General features: G+C 53.4%; 13 protein-coding genes. 4 read left to right on the top strand and 9 right to left on the bottom strand.

What is annotated here, in order from left to right:
* Positions 1–16: 16 nt before the first annotated feature.
* The 3 genes from AC4EYZ_RS14195 to AC4EYZ_RS14185 form a co-directional block, all read right to left on the bottom strand.
* Entirely contained in the window at positions 17–1,477 is a 1,461-nt protein-coding gene (locus AC4EYZ_RS14195; protein WP_474191199.1) for a sodium-dependent transporter, read from the bottom strand.
* A 331-nt stretch (positions 1,478–1,808) separates the two neighbouring features.
* On the bottom strand, positions 1,809–3,371 hold the full coding sequence (locus AC4EYZ_RS14190; protein ID WP_159177587.1) for a sigma-54-dependent transcriptional regulator: 1,563 nt from the start codon (positions 3,369–3,371) through the stop codon (positions 1,809–1,811).
* A 33-nt stretch (positions 3,372–3,404) separates the two neighbouring features.
* Positions 3,405–3,881, bottom strand: coding sequence for an Lrp/AsnC family transcriptional regulator (locus tag AC4EYZ_RS14185; protein WP_022521423.1), 477 nt, complete (start codon positions 3,879–3,881; stop codon positions 3,405–3,407).
* Between the two features lie 128 nt (positions 3,882–4,009).
* Between AC4EYZ_RS14185 and hppD the strand changes: the two genes are divergently transcribed.
* Positions 4,010–5,116, top strand: coding sequence for a 4-hydroxyphenylpyruvate dioxygenase (gene hppD, locus AC4EYZ_RS14180; protein WP_022521422.1), 1,107 nt, complete (start codon positions 4,010–4,012; stop codon positions 5,114–5,116).
* A 14-nt stretch (positions 5,117–5,130) separates the two neighbouring features.
* Complete coding sequence (locus AC4EYZ_RS14175; protein WP_138800689.1) at positions 5,131–5,508, top strand: Rieske (2Fe-2S) protein; 378 nt, start codon at positions 5,131–5,133, stop codon at positions 5,506–5,508.
* Between the two features lie 282 nt (positions 5,509–5,790).
* Here AC4EYZ_RS14175 and AC4EYZ_RS14170 read toward each other — a convergent pair whose 3' ends face one another.
* Both AC4EYZ_RS14170 and AC4EYZ_RS14165 read right to left on the bottom strand, forming a co-directional pair.
* Complete coding sequence (locus tag AC4EYZ_RS14170) at positions 5,791–6,858, bottom strand: TRAP transporter substrate-binding protein (RefSeq protein ID WP_022521421.1); 1,068 nt, start codon at positions 6,856–6,858, stop codon at positions 5,791–5,793.
* Positions 6,859–6,935: 77 nt separating this feature from the next.
* Positions 6,936–9,287 (bottom strand): cytochrome P450/oxidoreductase, encoded by a 2,352-nt coding sequence (locus AC4EYZ_RS14165; protein WP_490203838.1) that lies wholly within the window; start codon positions 9,285–9,287, stop codon positions 6,936–6,938.
* Between the two features lie 201 nt (positions 9,288–9,488).
* On the opposite strand from AC4EYZ_RS14165, the gene AC4EYZ_RS14160 reads away from it, so the two are divergent.
* A complete protein-coding gene (locus AC4EYZ_RS14160; protein ID WP_022521418.1) occupies positions 9,489–10,169 on the top strand; it encodes an IclR family transcriptional regulator in 681 nt (226 codons plus the stop codon).
* 346 nt (positions 10,170–10,515) lie between these two features.
* On the opposite strand, the gene tcuB is transcribed toward AC4EYZ_RS14160, so the two are convergent.
* Positions 10,516–11,625, bottom strand: coding sequence for a tricarballylate utilization 4Fe-4S protein TcuB (gene tcuB, locus AC4EYZ_RS14155; protein ID WP_041159078.1), 1,110 nt, complete (start codon positions 11,623–11,625; stop codon positions 10,516–10,518).
* The gene (tcuA, locus tag AC4EYZ_RS14150; RefSeq protein ID WP_138800693.1) at positions 11,612–13,036 is read right to left on the bottom strand and encodes an FAD-dependent tricarballylate dehydrogenase TcuA; all 1,425 of its coding nucleotides are present in this window, start codon (positions 13,034–13,036) and stop codon (positions 11,612–11,614) included. The genes tcuB and tcuA overlap by 14 nt, the downstream gene beginning before the upstream one ends.
* 95 nt (positions 13,037–13,131) lie before the next feature.
* Between tcuA and AC4EYZ_RS14145 the strand changes: the two genes are divergently transcribed.
* Positions 13,132–13,887, top strand: a complete 756-nt coding sequence (locus tag AC4EYZ_RS14145; RefSeq protein WP_201304254.1) for a GntR family transcriptional regulator — start codon at positions 13,132–13,134, stop codon at positions 13,885–13,887.
* Position 13,888: 1 nt separating this feature from the next.
* Here the strand turns inward: AC4EYZ_RS14145 and AC4EYZ_RS14140 are convergent, their stop codons facing one another.
* Positions 13,889–15,373: an aldehyde dehydrogenase gene (locus tag AC4EYZ_RS14140; protein WP_022521414.1), complete on the bottom strand. Its 1,485-nt coding sequence runs from the start codon at positions 15,371–15,373 to the stop codon at positions 13,889–13,891.
* Between the two features lie 30 nt (positions 15,374–15,403).
* Positions 15,404–17,332 (bottom strand): TRAP transporter permease, encoded by a 1,929-nt coding sequence (locus AC4EYZ_RS14135; protein ID WP_490203837.1) that lies wholly within the window; start codon positions 17,330–17,332, stop codon positions 15,404–15,406.
* Positions 17,333–17,403: the final 71 nt, after the last annotated feature.

Here is a 17,403-nt window from a genome sequence, read left to right as displayed (position 1 = left end):
TTGTTCCTGAAAAGCTTCAGGAAGCCGATTGACGTAATCGCGGGCTAGCGAACTCTCCTACCACGGTGATCAGCACCAGCAGTGCTAGCAACCACGGCCACTGAGTACCTATCTGGAGTGTCGCTAGGCCCAGCGTATCAATGAAAATTAACACGATGCCTAATGGGCTGACGTAACGCACCATAAATAGCCACAGTGCATGCTGGGTACGGGAGAGCCCTAGCTCCTCCCTGAATATTTCAGTACGCAGCAGGAAACCTGCCATTAGCGCCATACCCAAACCGCCTAACGGCATCATCCAGCGGGAGGTCAGGTAGTCCAGCCAATCGAAGAAAGTGCGACCTGCAAACGTCCAATCCGCGCCCATGTTGAATGACAGCATTGCCAAGGTACTCACCAACCACAGCACGATACCCACACCCCACGATGCTCGTTTACGCGTCAGCCCTTTGCTTGCAACAAGCCAGGCGACTGTCGCCTCAATCATCGAAATCGACGACGTAAGCGCAGCCATCGACAGCATGACAAAGAACAGAACGCCAAACAGCGTACCAAACGGCATCGCTTGGAAGGCCAATGGCAAGCTCATGAAGATCAATCCTGGCCCTTGGCCGGGATTCATTCCGTTTGCGAAAATAATCGGGAAAATAGCCAAGCCTGCCATTAGTGCGACAACGGTATCGGCAATGGCCACGCTGAATGTCGTGCGCGCGATGGAGTGCCCTTCTGGCAGGTAAGAGCCGTAGGTAAGAATCGCACCCGATGCGAGCGACAAGGTAAAGAAGGCATGCCCCAGCGCTGCTAATAATCCTTCACTGCTTAACCCTTCGGTATTGAAAGAGAACAGGAAAGACCATGCTTCAGCAAAGCCACCGGAAAAAGCACCGTAGCCGATCAATATACCCAGCATGATCACCATACCTGGCATCATCCAACTGACACTCTTTTCAATGCCAGCCTGCACGCCTTTGCCGACGATGAACATGGTCAGCACCGTCACTAGCGTGCTCCAAGCACCTAGCGTGAAAGGGTTGGCATTATTAGCGGCGAAAATTGCCGCCATGTCATCGACGCTATTGCCTGCCAGTCCGCCGCTCAGCATTTTCCACAGGTAGGAGAATGACCAGCCAGCGACCACCACATAGAAAGACAAAATCATGAAGCCACAGAGCATGGCCATCCAGCCGAAGATCGACCAGAAGCTACCATGACCCGATTCATGCACCACCCGACGGATAGCGTCAACCGGGCTTCCTCGCCCGCGGCGGCCAAAACTGATTTCAGCCATCATGATGGGGACGCCTACCGCCAATATGCAGGCCAGGTAGACCAGCACGAAAGCGCCACCCCCGAACTCGCCCGTGATGTAAGGAAACTTCCAGATATTACCGAGTCCCACTGCAGAACCAGTGGCTGCCAGTACAAATCCCCAGCGGCCCAGCCACAGCGTATTGGGAGGCGTATTTGTCGTTGTCATTGGGAAACCTTATAAATTGATATTGTTTTTTAGGCTATTTATTGATGAGCAGCTAGAACAGCTACTTAAGAGCGATTAGCTACTTATAAAAGCCAACCAACTGTGATCAACCAGTCATAAAGAGCAATCTATAAAGAGTCTATGGGGATAGCGATAGGGCAGGAATGGGGTCACATCACATTGAGCGCGATGCTACCCACATAAGCGAGTCTCAACTGTAAACTAATCGTTACGCGTAAGAGGATATGCCGAGGGCTGGGGTCTTGCCGTTGCGTTTTTCTGACACCCCGTAAACAAATCGTGACAGTTAATTCACCTGCCATGGGACTTTTTAAGAATCTTCTTGAGCACCAATGCCGTAACGCTTGAGCTTATTGGCAATAGTGGTGTGCGAAACGCCCAACCGCTTTCCTAACTGGCGGCTGGAAGGATGCTGTTGATACAACGTACTTAAGATATTTCTTTCCACCTCCCCTAACATGTCGCTCAAGCTTCCCTCTAAGGGAATGCCAGTAAGCGCAGGCGACACTTCGCTCTGCGGAAGGCGCAAATGCGCTGGCTGAATGGCCGTCTCTTCGCATAATGACACCGCCTGAAACAGCACATTTTCCAACTGACGCACATTACCCGGCCAGTCGTAGCCGGTTATCTTTTCCAACGCAGCAGTCGAAAGCTCCGGTAAAGGACAGCCTATCTGACGCGCCGCACGATCAAGCACATAGGCCGCCAAGTCTTCGATGCCGTCCAGGCATTCGCGCAAAGGGGGCACCTGTAGAGAGAGCACATTGAGACGGTGATAAAGATCTAGCCGAAACAGACCTTCACTACATAGCTGAGGTAGGTTTTGCTGAGTGGCGCAGATCACCCGCACATCAAGAAAGGTTTCTTCGTCGCTCCCAACTCGACGGAATCCGCCATCCTGAAGGAAGCGTAACAGTTTCGTCTGCAGCCGAGGGCTCATTTCACCGACTTCATCAAGAAAGACCGTACCGCCTGCATTAAGCTCCAGAAGGCCAAGCTTTCCTTCCGGGCGAGCGCCCTCGAAGGCACCGGGTGCGTAACCGAAAAGCTCTGTTTCGGCCATCGACTCAGGAAGCCCAGCACAATTAAGCACCACAAACGGCGCTTGCCCACGGGGGCTGGCCAAATGACAGGCCCTGGCCACCAGCTCTTTCCCAGTTCCCGTTTCACCCATAATCAGTAGCGGTGCATCCAATGGCGCCATGCGACGCGCCTCGTTGATCACGGCCTCCAATCGCGAACTCGATTGAAAGATGGCTTCAAAGCCACGCAGCTCTTGGCGCTGTACTTGATAAATACGGGCACCGATGCGGTCAGCACGATGTAACGTCACAACCGCTCCGGCTAATGAATCTACATTCGTGTCTTCGGTGTGCAGGGGAGCGATATCAGCAAGATAGGTATCGCCTTTCAGCTTGATTCGCAGCCCATTGATGCGTGAGTTGTTACGGCGAATTAAATCGGGAAGATCTACCTCATCAAGGTAACGATCCAGCGAGAGCCCTGGTACTTCTTGAACACGCACCCCCAATACCTGGACAGCAATACGGTTGGCCGCCACAATCCGACCCTGCATATCTATCGACATCACTGGGTCAGAAAGCGAGGATAGCAGCGCATCCAACTCCAAATGGCGCCGTTCGCTGGGCATCAAGCTAGCGCGCTTAACTCCAAACACACCGGGAATGCCTTCCAATACTGGTTTAAGCGTACTCAACTGAGCATTAAGTAATTGTGGGACATGTAGATAGATGGTACTGCCGTGATCGCCCCCCACTTCACCTCGCGCGACATTAATTCTGTAGTCAGCAAATTGGGCCACAATATCGCGAAGAATGCCGATTCGATTCTGACAGTGAAATTTAAGACGCATAGAACCCTCACAGCACAAAACAAACGCAGTTACTTAGCCACCTTCCACCGGCAACCCCTGCTCCTCTTTCATACTACGCAGTATTATTTCAGAGCGAACCTGGGTGACATTAGGATGAGGTAATAAATGATGATGAATAAAGTCCGAAAACGCTGTTAGATCCTTGGCGATGATATGTAACACATAGTCTGCGTCTCCCGACACAGAATAGGCCTCACGAACCATGGCGTGCTTCGTCAGTAATGTCACAAAATCATCATCCATGCTTTCACCATGAGCTTTGAGATTAACCCTGGTGATAGCGCGCAGCCCAAACCCTAGGCTAGTAGCATCAAGCCTAGCCGAATAGCCCTTAATCACACCTTCGGCTTCTAGCCGCGCTTTGCGTCGGGAGCACTGAGAGGGAGACAGGCTGACTCGCTCACCCAGCTCTGAATTAGTGAGGGCTGAGTTCTTTTGCAATGCTGACAAAATTGCAAGATCATAACGATCCAATGAAATTCCGTGCATACAGCACTCCTTTTGCGCACACTTTATGCACTATTTGGCTGCATCTTAGGTTAGTTTGCAACCTAATTGTACCGGCTCTTCCCTATACTGAACTTGTCACCCAACAAGACAATAAAGGAGAGACAACGATGGGCCCCTTCCCTCATGACGCACCCAAAGCAACCATAAATGATGCAAACCCAGCGGGCACAGATGGCTTCGAGTTTGTTGAATTTGCACACCCCGAGCCGGAAAAACTAGATAGTTTATTTCGGCAAATGGGTTTCGTTCCCGTTGCAAAACATCGTGACAAGTCGATCACCGTTTATCGTCAAGGCGATATCAACTACCTGCTTAACAGTGAGCCTAACTCGCATGCGTCAGCATTTATTGAGGCGCACGGCCCCTGTGCTCCAGCAATGGCTTGGCGCGTCGTTGATGCTCAGCATGCGCTAAAACGTGCCGTCGACTTGGGTGCAGAAGAGTTCACAGGTAATAAGTCCATCGATGCGCCTGCGGTTATTGGCATAGGCGGTTCGCTGCTTTACTTTATTGATACGTATGGCGAAAAAGGCAGCTGTTATTCAAACGAATTTGAGTGGTTCGATGAGGTAGATCCTAATCCTAAGGGGTTTGGTTTTTACTATCTTGATCACCTCACTCATAACGTTATTCGCGGCAATATGGACACATGGTATAAGTTTTACCATGACACCTTTAACTTCCGCGAAATACGCTACTTTGATATCACCGGTAAAATGACAGGTCTTACCAGCCGTGCATTGACTTCTCCAGATGGTAAAATTCGCATACCCATTAACGAAAGTGCCGACGATCACAGCCAGATTGAAGAGTACTTGCGCGAATATAACGGCGAAGGCATTCAGCATATCGCCATTGCCACAAACGACATCTACTCCGGTACTGACTTAATCGCTGATGCAGGTCTCGAATTTATGCCTGGCCCGCCGAGCATCTACTACGAAAAGTCGCTAGAGCGTGTTAAAGACCACCAGGAGCCTCTCGATAAACTGCGCAGCCGTGGCATTTTGATTGACGGCGAAGGTGTCGTGGGCGGCGGCGAAACCCGAATTTTGCTACAAATTTTCTCCAAAACGGTGATTGGCCCCATCTTTTTCGAGTTCATCCAGCGTAAAGGCGATGATGGTTTTGGAGAGGGCAATTTTAAAGCACTTTTCGAGTCCATCGAAGAGGATCAGATTAACCGCGGCGTGTTGCAAAGTACCGCTGAATAGTAAAAGGGCACACCGTGCATGACGCTTGGCGTAACTATGAAAATGCCCCCCAAGAGGGGGCTGTTATTTGCCCTTCTAGCGCTATACCAGAAGGCAAAGCACGCTGCGTGGAAGTAATGAGCAGCAATGGATCTTTCCCGGTCATTGCAACACGCATAAATGGCACGATTTATTGCTACGTTAATGCCTGCCCCCACCAATATTTACCTTTAAACTATCGGTCGGACAGTATCATTTCATCAGATGGCCACCGTTTTCTATGCAGTGCGCATGGGGCGGCGTTTGACATTAAAACGGGAGACTGCTTAACAGGCGACTGTGACAAACTTGACGCCATACCTGTATCTGAAGACCTAGCAGGCAACTTATGCATCGCACACAGAAAGCCTTAAAAAAACTCACCAACAAGTTATAACTTATTCCCAAATCTCTAGTTAAACATCTGACAATAGTGATGGAGTCGAATAAAACTCCACAACTATTCAGCCGCATAATAAGCGAACTCAACGAGTTCGCTTATGAGCAATACAGCTCCTCAGAAACGCTATACTCACCAAAAGCCTATTACTGCCTAGATCAAGATTCCCTCATTCCGATAAGTTTTTGCCAATATCTCTTTCTCTAAGCGAGGCAGCATCGACTGAATACGAGTTAGCACATTAAAAACACGTAGTTTAGGCGTCAGGATCAACCACATCGTCAGCGCTCAGGCCTTCATCGTCACCTGCGACAACCTGCAATTGTTCGAGAAAGAATGCGCGGGCGGCCTCTCCATCAACATCTTTCGCAGCTGCCACTTCAAACCAGTCGCTGGGAAGGTTAGCCGCCAATTGCATGAAGTTTTCGACCTCTTCAACAGGCAACTCGATAAAGGTGTTGCCCTCCTCCTTGGCAAACTCAACGCCACGCACATCGACGGTATCCATCATGAAACCAAACAGACGGGACAGCTTTTCGCCTGAGACATCCATAATGGCGTTACGGTCTTGCTCGGAAAGCGACTGCCAGGTATCAGGATTGATGACCAGGGAAAAGCTGCCACGATAGAAGCCGCCCGGCATTTGTACCGTGTAGGGCAATACCTCGGCTAATCGAAAGCTCTTAAGTCCCTCAAGGGTTAGCATTGCACCGTCGATCACCCCTTGCGTGGCTGCTTCGTATGTCCCACCTGGCGGTAGTGCGACACCGGTGAGGCTTAGCGCGCTGGAAATATCTGCCATCACGCCGCCCCCTATGCGCGCCCGTCTACCTTGCAAATCGTCAAGGCTTTCGATCGGTTCAGCCAGGAAGAGCGCCCCAGGGCCATGCACTCCCAACCCCAGGACTTCTACGCCGCGATGCTCTCCGGCATCGCTTAGGTATTCTTGGTGAGTACGCCAGTAAGCCACGGAGGCATTTTCTGATGAAAAGTCTTCAAAGGTGGGGAATTCCGGTAGTTTGGTCAGCTCAAAGCGCCCTGGCATTAAACCGTGGAAGAGCCAGGTGACATCGGCGACACCGTCTGCCACCAACTCCATTTGCGCGTTAGGCGGCCCAAGGTCGTGGGTCACATTGACACTGACGCGACCATCGGTCGCCTCTTCAACCCATTTCCCCCATGTGGGCCAGACGATGGTATTAACGCCGTGGTTAGGGCCCGCCCAGGTACTCACTTGAAGCACGGTATCGGCCGCTGCCGCGCCTTGAAAAGAGCTCAAGAGCATCAGGGCTGAAAAGGTGGTCAACGTCGCCATTTTTTTCATTGTGATTATCCTTTTTGATGGTTCATGTACCCGATGGTGCCAGTGTAAAACAGAGGTTCTTTTAAGGGTGTTAGCGTTTAGAGCGCCAGAGTCAGGCGCTTGCCCGCTGCCCGCGAGCAGCAGGCCATCATGCGATCATTGGCGTCGCGCTCAGTACGGCTGAGCACTAGGTCTCGGTGATCGATATGCCCCTCGATCACAGCCACTTCGCAGGTACCACACAGGCCTTCGCAGCAGTCGCTCGGTACATCCACCCCCGCCGAGGTTAGCGCCTCAAGCAGGGTCTGGTGGTTACCGACCTGCAGCGTCAGGTCGGAGTCCGCCAGCACTACTTCGAAGGCGTGCTCGTTCTCAGGATCGAGGATGTTGGAGCGAGCGGTGAAGTGCTCAACGTGCAAGGTACCCTCGGGCCACTTCTCCGCCAGCGACCCAAGCGCCTCCAGCAGGCGCTCAGGGCCGCAGGCGTAGACCTGTTCACCTTCGGCTAGGCTGCTAAGTGCACTCGGTAGATTAAGGCGACACCCTTCATCACCGGCATGGAGGGTTAGCGCAGCGCTATGGTCACGTTCGACTCTCTCCAAAAAGGCCATGGTTCGCCGTCCGGCACCGCAGTAGTGGAGTACATAGGGCTTGCCGAGAGCCTTGAGTCGATCCGCCATGGCAATAATCGGCGTGATGCCAATACCACCGGCTATCAGGGTATAGCGCGTTGCCGTCTCATCCAGGTGGAAATGGTTCTTGGGACCAGCGATATGCAGTACATCCCCCGGCTTGACCGTGTCGTGGAAGTGCACCGAGCCGCCGCGCCCCTCGGGTTCTCGTAGGATGGCGATGGAAAGACGGTTACGGTCATCGCGTGTCCCGCACAGTGAGTAGTAGCGGCGCCACTCTCCCGATACCAGCTCTATATGCGAACCGGGGGTCCAGTCGGGTAACTCACGCCCATGGGGATCCACCAAACCAACACAGATCACCGCCTCAGCTTCACGTTTCACCTCGGCGACCACGACCCGACGCACGATATCCTCCTTGATAGGTGCGCCAATATGGAAAAGCGTAGGGTTCTCCAACACATCGTGGTGTCGCCGTTCAGGATTCTGCGCAGGCTCCCACTCCACCCATAGCGACGTGGGCCCACGGAAAGAGGTGTTGGGCAGATACTCAAACGATTGGTCCTCGACCAGATCTATATGGGGTAACCGACGGACAAATTCATCAAGGATGATGCGCATCTCCATGCGGGCGATGTTCTTCCCCATGCACTGGTGCGCACCGTAGCCGAAAGTGAAGTGCTCCGCTGAGTTATGGCGGTAGATATCAAACTCGTCAGGATTTTCAAAGTGTCTCGGATCGCGGTTGGCCGACGCTTGCACGATTAACAGCTTACCCCCCTTCGGAATCGTCTTGCCCCTTAACTGGGTGTCTTCGGTCGCGATACGTCGCCAGGCCACGACCGAACCGGCGGCGCGCAGGCACTCCTCGATGGCACTGGGGATCAAAGCAGGGTTCTCGCAGATGTCGTTCCATGACTCCCGGTTCGATAGCAGAGTACGAAAGGCATTGGTGGTGGCGAACGCGGTGGTCTCATGGGCAGCCACCAGAATGGCCATCATCATCGAGCGCAAATAGCTCTCCGGCACAATGTCAGGATGCCTGTTGTGCATGCGGATAGAGTCGTACATCCACCCCTCGCCGCTGGGATCGGCACACATGTGGTCGAGGATAGTTTGTGCGGTTTGCCAGAACTGGCCCACATCCTCGGCAATCTGCAGTTGCTGCTCCGGGGATGGGCGGCCCCAGGTATTCAGCGTGTGGGCAACCGAGAACTTGCGAAGCTCCTTGGCATCTTCATTGGGAACACCCAGGAAGCGCAGTGCGACGGTCATGGGAATTTCCCGAAACATCTCACCCACCAGATCTGCATGCCCCTTGTCGATGAAGCGATCCATATAGTCACGCACCAACTCACGTACCCACGCTTCGTGCTTCTCAAGGTTCTCGGGCAGGAAGGCATCCATCAGGAGGCGGCGGCGTTCCATGTGATCCGGTTCATCCTCGTTGACCATGGTACGACGCATTGCGAAACCGTAGCCCTCGAGAATTTTCGTCGCCTCGGGCGGTGCGGGGGTTAGTTTCTCCAACGCGATAGAGGGCGAGAAGGTGACGTTGTCACGGAAAACCGCCTTCACATCTTCATAGCGGCTCACGACCCAGTAGTCGAGTTTGGGACTGTAGAACACCGGCTCCTGTTCGCGGAACCAACGCAGCGCCTCAGCGGGGTCAAGCTGATAAGGCGCATCGAAGGGATCGAATTCGGCCGCTTCAGGGGAGACTGGGCAACCGGTAGGCGATAATGCCACGGACGCCTGTGATGGTTGAAAAGGGCACTCGCCTGATGCACTACCAGAACGGTGAGACACTGATGCCATGAAGGGCTCCGTAAAATTAAGTGGCTCGTATTTGTTTTACTTTTATCGAACACTTAGTTTCTTTTAATGCACAATGAAGGTAGGCAGTTTCTGTCGGCGAGTCAACTCCTCAGCGTAGCTGCGTTAGTCTGTATCGCTTGGCTAACTATTGAGTCCTGTTATCGCGCCCACTTACCGAACCCTAATACCGAGGTGCTTTCTATGGCTAACAACACGTTGCAAACGCTTGATCGCGGACTCAAGGCACTGGAAATTGTCTCCGAGCATAGCGATGGCATTTCCATTGCCGATCTAGCTGAACGCCTCGATATTCATCGAGCCATTGCCTACCGCATCGTGACCACTCTGGCCAGCCATGGGCTGATTACGCGCACCCCCGAAGGCCCCATTCGCCTGGGTGCTGGTACGGCACTGCTTGCGTCTCGCTTTGAACCTCATCTACGCGCTATTGCCCAGCCACTCTTGCAAGCACTAGCCAGAGCCACCCGCGCCACCGCTTTCATCTCTGTCGCTCAGGGGGAGGAATGCGTTGTGTTAATGGTGGCAGAGTCAGGAGAAATGCCTCTGCAAATCGGCTACCGAGTGGGTAGCCGCCATCCGTTGACGTTGGGCGCTGCCGGTATTGCCATCCTTGCCGAACGGCCCTCTCACCCGGAAGAAGGTGAGGCGATAAAGCAGGCACGACTCGACGGCTACAGCCTGACTCATGGGCAGCTACAACGCGGGGCAGTAGGCGTGGCCAGCGCTATCTCGTCCACATCGTTTCGCCCTACCATTGAGGCCTGTGTGGGCGTGGTGGCCATGGAGGATCTAGATAAAGAGACCGCTATCACGGAAGTAAAAGCAGCTGCCCAGCGAATTGCCGAACTGATCGCTCGATAACCTGGATTAATAAGACCTTTGAGGTGCCTCTCAGGACTCCAGCGGATTCTAAATGGCCATTACCAGGCAAACGAATACCTTCGTGAAACAAGCGTAGCCAGCGAGCTTAACGTCAGTACTCCTACCGATCGGCTTCGCCGCACTAGGGCTACAATTCCTCATTGACGCTTTCCGTGCCGCTCAGCGTCTTCGTCGTAACAACCATGAGAGGGCAACCTCTCATGGCTAATAACCTTAGTCACAAGTCGATTCGCGGCCACTTGATAAGCGGTAAGGTGACACCTGGTAGAGGCCTACAGACGATATTATGTCGGCTGGCGTGCGGGTGCTGCCTCTGGAGAGAAGCTTATTGGTCAAGGCGATTGCGCTCCAGGGCGTTACGATAGACCGCCAATAAGCGATAGAAACCGTGCACGAACTTGCCATAGGGCATGGTAATGAAAAGTGCCATAACCACGCCTAAATGGACCACCAGCATAACCCCCATGGCTGAGGTCTCACGTAGCAGCATTAGGGACAGGCCTGTTAAGCCGGTCAGCCACAGCAGCACTATGAAAGCCACATCCATTCCCATCTGGCGCACATCAGCAGTGTCCTGATCACGCACCAGCTTGAGGTACAAAAGCCCCGCCGGGCCTATCAAAAGGCCGATACCGCCCAAGGTACCGAACAGTTTGGGAAGACTGATAAAATCGTAGGGCGCCTGCCAGCCAAACACATAGTGATAGATGGTGCCGGTCACGGTCGCTGCGAAGCTAAGCATGAACCCGTAAAAGGTAAAATGGTGGAAGCGCCGCCGCCAGTGCGAATGATAGGCATCTGGGTAAGTGCAGCCAGCCTCTTCCTGACCGTGCAGATGCTGGAGTGAAAAAGTTTCTTTGAGTGCCTGCCGCCAGCTTTCGGCATCGCCAAGCCCAGTTACGCCCTCGCCGCTTTCGCGCCAAAAGCGCACCATCCCCATGATCAACGCTAACAGCACAAACAACGACACCGAGCCAAAGGTCACCACCATGGTGTTATGTGGCAATAGCGCGTAGAAGTCGCCACTATGCTGTGTGGTGACCAGTGCCGACAGATCACCATTTAGCGCAATGGCAATCAACAGGATGAGCGTCAACCCTACCGCCAGTGCCAAGGCGGCAAGCAAGCCACTGCGGTCAAACAGACGGGCCAACGGCTGTGGCCAAGCATACTGTCGATAAGACTCGACACGAAGCTTGGCCATTGACTGCGGTACGTTAACGGCAAACTCATGGGGCGGAGCGTACTGGCAAGCGTAGTAGCACTCACCGCAGTTGTGACATAGGTTGGCCAGATACTTAAGATCCTCGGGAGTGAACGTACGACGCCGCTCCATGGCCGGAAATACCGGGCAGAACCCTTCACAATACCGGCAGGCATTGCAGATCGTCATGTTGTTGCGGGTTTCTTCGATTAGTGCGTCAATCTTTTGCATAATTGCCTGCCTCTGTGCCTGCGATGCGACCAAATACGGTGCCGATGGTCATACCAAAGCCAGCAACATAGCCCTGGCCTAAAATATTACCGGCCATGATCTCACCGGCTAGGAAAACATTGTCCGCCAACTCGCCGTTAGCCATGTACATACGCGCTTTTTCATCGACTTTAGCGCCTAAGTAGGTGAAGGTAATGCCAGTACGAAGTGGGTAGCCGTAGAATGGAGGCTCGTCGATACGCTGCGCCCAATGGGTCTTTTCGGGTGTAACACCCTGTGTATGGCAATCGTCGAGCACACTGTGATCGAAGTTGCCAGGCTGTACGCCAGCATTGAATTCATCGACAGTTTTGAGTACGGCGTCAACCGGCAGGTTGAGCTTAAGCGCCAACTCCTCAAGCGTATCGGCCTGCTCAGGGGGAAAAACTGAGGGCATAAAGCGCCCCTGCGCCTTGGAGTCGGTAATCGAATAGCCCACCTGCCCCGGCTGTTTGGCAATCAGCCGTCCCCAGATGGCATAACGCTTGGGCCAGAAGTCTTCGCCTTCGTCATAGAAGCGCTTGCCATCGCGGTTAACCACAATCCCCAGGGATACACAGTCGACACGGGTGACGATACCGCCATCGTACTTGGGCGCGCGTGCATCGATAGCTACCGCGTGACCTTGCGTTGGATCCCCAATCACCATGGCGCTGTTATCAATCAGGCTGCGCAGCATCTTACCCTGGTTGAAGCGAGTACCACGGATCAGGAAGTTACGGGAGACCTCTCCCCATGCTTCCTCCAACCACGCTTGGTTGGACTCGAAGCCGCCCGAGGCAATCACCACTGACTTAGCACTCACCTTGCGTGGTGAGCCATTGTAAGTCACCAACGCATGGTCAAAGCGGTTGTCATCAAAGACCAACTGTTCAGCTTCAGCCTCATAGAGGATTGTCACCCCAAGTCGCTCAGCTGCCTGGTAGTAGGTATTGACGAGTGCTTTGCCGCCCCCCAGGAAAAAGGCGTTGGTTCGCCCCAGGTGCAGAGTGCCACCCAGCGATGGTTGAAAGCGCACACCGTAGCTTTTCATCCAATCGGTGCAGGTTTCTGAGGCTCGAATCACATGCTTCGTCAACACTTCGTTGGTGATGCCGCCGGTAACACGCCAAACGTCATCGAAGAACTCATCCTCAAGGTAGGCGTCACTCAGCACATCGGTGGGCTCACGATGCATGCAACGCAAGTTACGGGTGTGAATACTGTTTCCACCGCGCCATTGACGTGGAGCACTCTCCAGTAATAGCACGCTGGCACCCTGCTCACGCGCCGATAAAGCGGCACACAACGCAGCATTACCTCCACCAATCACCAGCACGTCATGGCCAGTCAGATCGGCCTCACTGAGCCGCTCTCCAGTCGATGACAACATTGGAACTCCCTCATGATGACTAACAAGAAGAGATGGTGACGGTAAAAACTCTCACCAAATTCTAATAAATACAAATGTATCCAACAGTGTTCAAAATGACAAGTATTGTTCATTGTCATATCATGGCCATTCGTCTAACCCGCAACTTGAGGCTGGTCGCCATGACTGAATCCAAACCACGCAAGCACGCCAACCAGGCAGCCAATCAGCGCGGCGAACCGCGCAGTGAACAGGCCTACAGCTACATCATCGACGCTATTAAGGAAGGCACCCTGCCCCCAGGAACAAGGATTCGTGAAGTCGACTTATCTGAGCGCATAGGCTTAAGTCGTACGCCTGTACGCGAAGCGCTTAATCGTTTACAGCTTGAAGGGTTGGTCGCTAATGACCCGATCCGCGGCACCATCATCACCGAACTCGACCACAGCATGATTAGCGAGCTATATGCTATGCGCGAGATGCTAGAGGGAACGGCTGCGGGCTTTGCCGCACAGCACGCTTCAGAGGTTGAAATCGCTTTTCTGCGCGAAATTAGCGATCGCGACGCACGGCTAAAGGAGACTCATGATCTAGTTAAGAACAATAAACTGTTTCATAGCACCCTCTACCGCTGCGCTCACAACCGCTATCTGCTTAAAATGCTGAACTCACTACACGAAGCAATGATGTTGCTCGGGCCTAGCACGTTAGCTAAACCAAGCCGTGCAAAAGCCGCGCGTAGTGAGCACGAAGCCATCATTAACGCGCTTGAAGCACGTGATCCAGAAGCCGCAGAAAAAGTGGCACGGAGCCATATCCGCGAGGCTTACAAGATCCGCCTAGAGGCCTTTTTTGAGAGTGATGGCGACTGAATCAAGTACGAATCGCAAAAGGATCGCGAGCTTCGTTAGACAAGTCGATCATCAGGTTTTTAATCTCAAGGTACTCATCTAAAGCGTGCATTCCGCGCTCACGGCCACTACCACTGGCCTTGACCCCGCCGAATGGTGCTTGTGCAGCATTTGTGCGATAGGTATTGACCCATACCCCACCAACCTGAAGTTGTCTGGCAACGCGATGCGCTCTTGCCAAATTTTGCGTCCATAGCCCGGCGACTAACCCGTAAGCGGTGCCGTTAGCGATGGCGATAGCCTGCTCCTCCGTATCAAAGGGAATAATCGCTAACACTGGCCCAAACACTTCTTCTTGAGCCAGTTCGGAGTCCGGCGCCACATCAGAGAATACCGTCGGCTCGACGAAATAGCCGCGACCATATACGTCGCCCTGCGGCACCCTACCGCCCGCCGCCAACTTAGCACCCTGAGTGCGGGCACGTTCGATGAAGTCAAGTACTCGTTGATGCTGCCCCTGGGTCGCCATCGGGCCCATCTCAGTGTTCTCATCGCGAGGGTCACCAATACGAATCGCCCGGGCGCGTTCACAAACCTGCGCCACCACCTGATCGTAGATGTCCCGCTGCACCAGCAGTCGCGAGCCAGCAATACAGGTCTGTCCGGCGGCGGCAAAGATCCCCGCCACGGCTCCGGTCACAGCCTGCTCAAGATCAGCATCGGCAAATACAATGTTGGCCGACTTACCTCCCAGTTCAAGGGTCACCGGTGTTAGATGTTCGGCGGCGGCCCGAGAAATCGCCTTGCCTGTAGCGGTACCGCCGGTGAAACTGATCAGGTCGACATCAGGGTGCCCGGTGAGTGCCGCACCTACGCTACCGTCACCGGTCACCACGTTAATCACGCCAGGAGGAAAGCCAGCTCTTTCGCACAGCTCAGCGAAAGCCAGGGTGGTCACGCTCGCCATCTCTGAGGGCTTAATTACAACGGTGCAACCCGCCGCCAAGGCCGGTGCAAGCTTGTTGGCGAGGATCGCTATCGGCGAGTTCCAAGAAGTGATCAAGGCTGCCACGCCGCGCGGCTCGCGAGTAGTGAAATCAACCAGCTCAGGGCGGTCTAGCGGAATGCTCTCGCCTTGGAGCTTGTCCGCCCAGCCAGCAAAGTAGCGGTAGTTGCGAGCCGCAAAACGCATCTGCACCCGTGTCTCGCGGATTACCTTGCCGTTGTCGGTGGTCTCAAGTTGGGCCATGCGCTCGGTGTCGGATTCGAGCAGATTAGCCAATTCGTGCATTAGCGCAGCACGTTGTAGGCCATTTGTAGACCGCCATTCGGTTTCAAAGGCATGTCGTGCAGCTTGCACCGCGGCGTCAACATCAGAAGCAGTTGCCTGAGGGATCAATGCCCATGCCTGCTGGTTAAGCGGATTGATCGATTCCAGCACGTTTCCATCTGCCGCATCACACCATTGATCGCCAATACGAAGTTGATAGCGCTTCATCTCACCCATTACATCATTCCTTCAATTTAGTTATATGTATTAGTTTAACGTTGCAGCATTTCTGGAGAATGGCTTCACGAACGCTAGAACAAACAGCAGTACAACTGCTCCCGCGAACAGGGCATAAAGGGAAGGGATAATGGCCATAGCCGCTGATACAATGCACAGCAGTGCGCCTATTTTCCTCTTCATGTCTTTTTCAAAAATATCAGAGAGTACGATCGACGCTGATACCACTAGCACTGCGCCAGACAGCACCGCTTCCAATATCTGGGACACATCTCCGTTAAAGAGAACGCCTGGGTAGGTAATAAACAGAAACGGAATCACGTAGGTGACGGCTGCCAAGCGTACAGCCTGCAGCGCAGTTCTTTCCCAGCGGGTATCGGCAATCGAGGAAGCAACAAATACGGCAACACACAAAGGAGGTGTAATCACCGAAATGGTCGCGAAGTAGAAGACGAACATATGCGCGGCAATCGGCTCCACTCCTGCTGACACTAGTGCGGGCGCCATGACCGCCGCTACCAGTACGTAGGCTGCGGTTGTCGGAATGCCCATGCCCAACAGCAAGCAGGCCAGCGCCACAATAAAGGCGACACCAAACAGGTAACCACCGCCCAGACCAACTGCCAAGGACGATATTGTCACGCCCACTCCGGTCATATTTATCATCGCGACAACAATCTGAGCGCTTACCAGCATCGTGATAATGATCAATATTCCGTAACCAGCATCCACGCACGAGTCAACAAAAGTGTTCAGTACCGGCTTGATGCCTTCGCCGCGGACTATTACGGCCACCGTATAGGTAATCAGCATTCCCACGATGGACAAGGAGGCCGAGAAAGCGACCGAGCGACCGCTTAACACCATCACCACCAACACCCCAAGACCAACTAACAGCGGTGCTGATTTAGAAAGCTTAATGGCATCCCTAATCTTGGGCACATCGTTCTCTTCCGACAGCCCGCCGATTCCCTTTCTCAAGGCGATTAGGTGAATGGTCATAAACACGCTGGAATAAAACATCAACGCAGGGATCAAAGCAGCCAACGCCACCGACAGATAGCTGACACCCAACGTCTCGGCCATTATAAATGCCGCCGCACCAAGAATCGGTGGTGTCAGTTGCCCACCAGTGGAAGCCACCGCCTCTACAGCACCAGCAATCGGTGCGGGATAGCCCATCCTTTTCATCAAGGGAATAGTCATAGCACCAGTGGTGGCCACATTGGCTACCGCACTACCATTTACCGAACCGAATGCTGCCGAGGCGACAGTTGCCATCTTGGCTGCCCCACCAACCCGGTTAGCCGCAAAGATCATGGCAAGATCCATAAAGACCTTACTGCCGCCAGTACGGATAAGAACAGCGCCAAACAGCACAAAAGAGGCAATAACCGTCGCGCCAATACCCGTCAGCATGCCCCACAACCCCAGATCCGACAGGAAAAGGGTTTCGACAACCAACTCAACGCCATACCCACGATGTCCAAAATCACCTGACAATCTATCGCCAAAGAAGACATAAGCCAGAGACAGCAACACCATCAATGGAAACGCGATCCCAACGGAGCGTCGGCATATTTCCAGTACCGTGATCACCAGAAATACACATAAGGTGATATCCACCACCCCAGCGATGGGCAACTGCGTGAGGATGCGGTTTTGATTCCAGGCCACATAAAGGCACGCGGCAATGGCAAAAACGCACAGCAAGCCATCAATGGCTCGCCCCAGGAAAAGAAAACGTCCTTTTATACTTGGCGGATACACCATGAATGCCAATAAAATCACACTTGCCAGCATCACCGAACGCTGCACAAGAGAATCAAAAGCACCAGCGATCCCCGTATAAAGGATCATCATGCCAAGTGAGAATGCAACCAGCTTTTTTATCACCTCAGGAAGCCTGGATGATGTGCTTTCTATAGGCTGTGATTCCGATTCAACAGCTTCTAACATAAGTCTCACCATGAAGATAACTTCACGCCAGAAGGCAATAGAGCTAACACTCAAGTCAGCTCTATTTCATA

The organism is Vreelandella sp. 162(4c) (assembly GCF_058152265.1).
The sequence above is the reverse complement of the archived record's forward strand: the minus strand, read 5'-3'. Positions and strand labels throughout refer to the sequence as shown.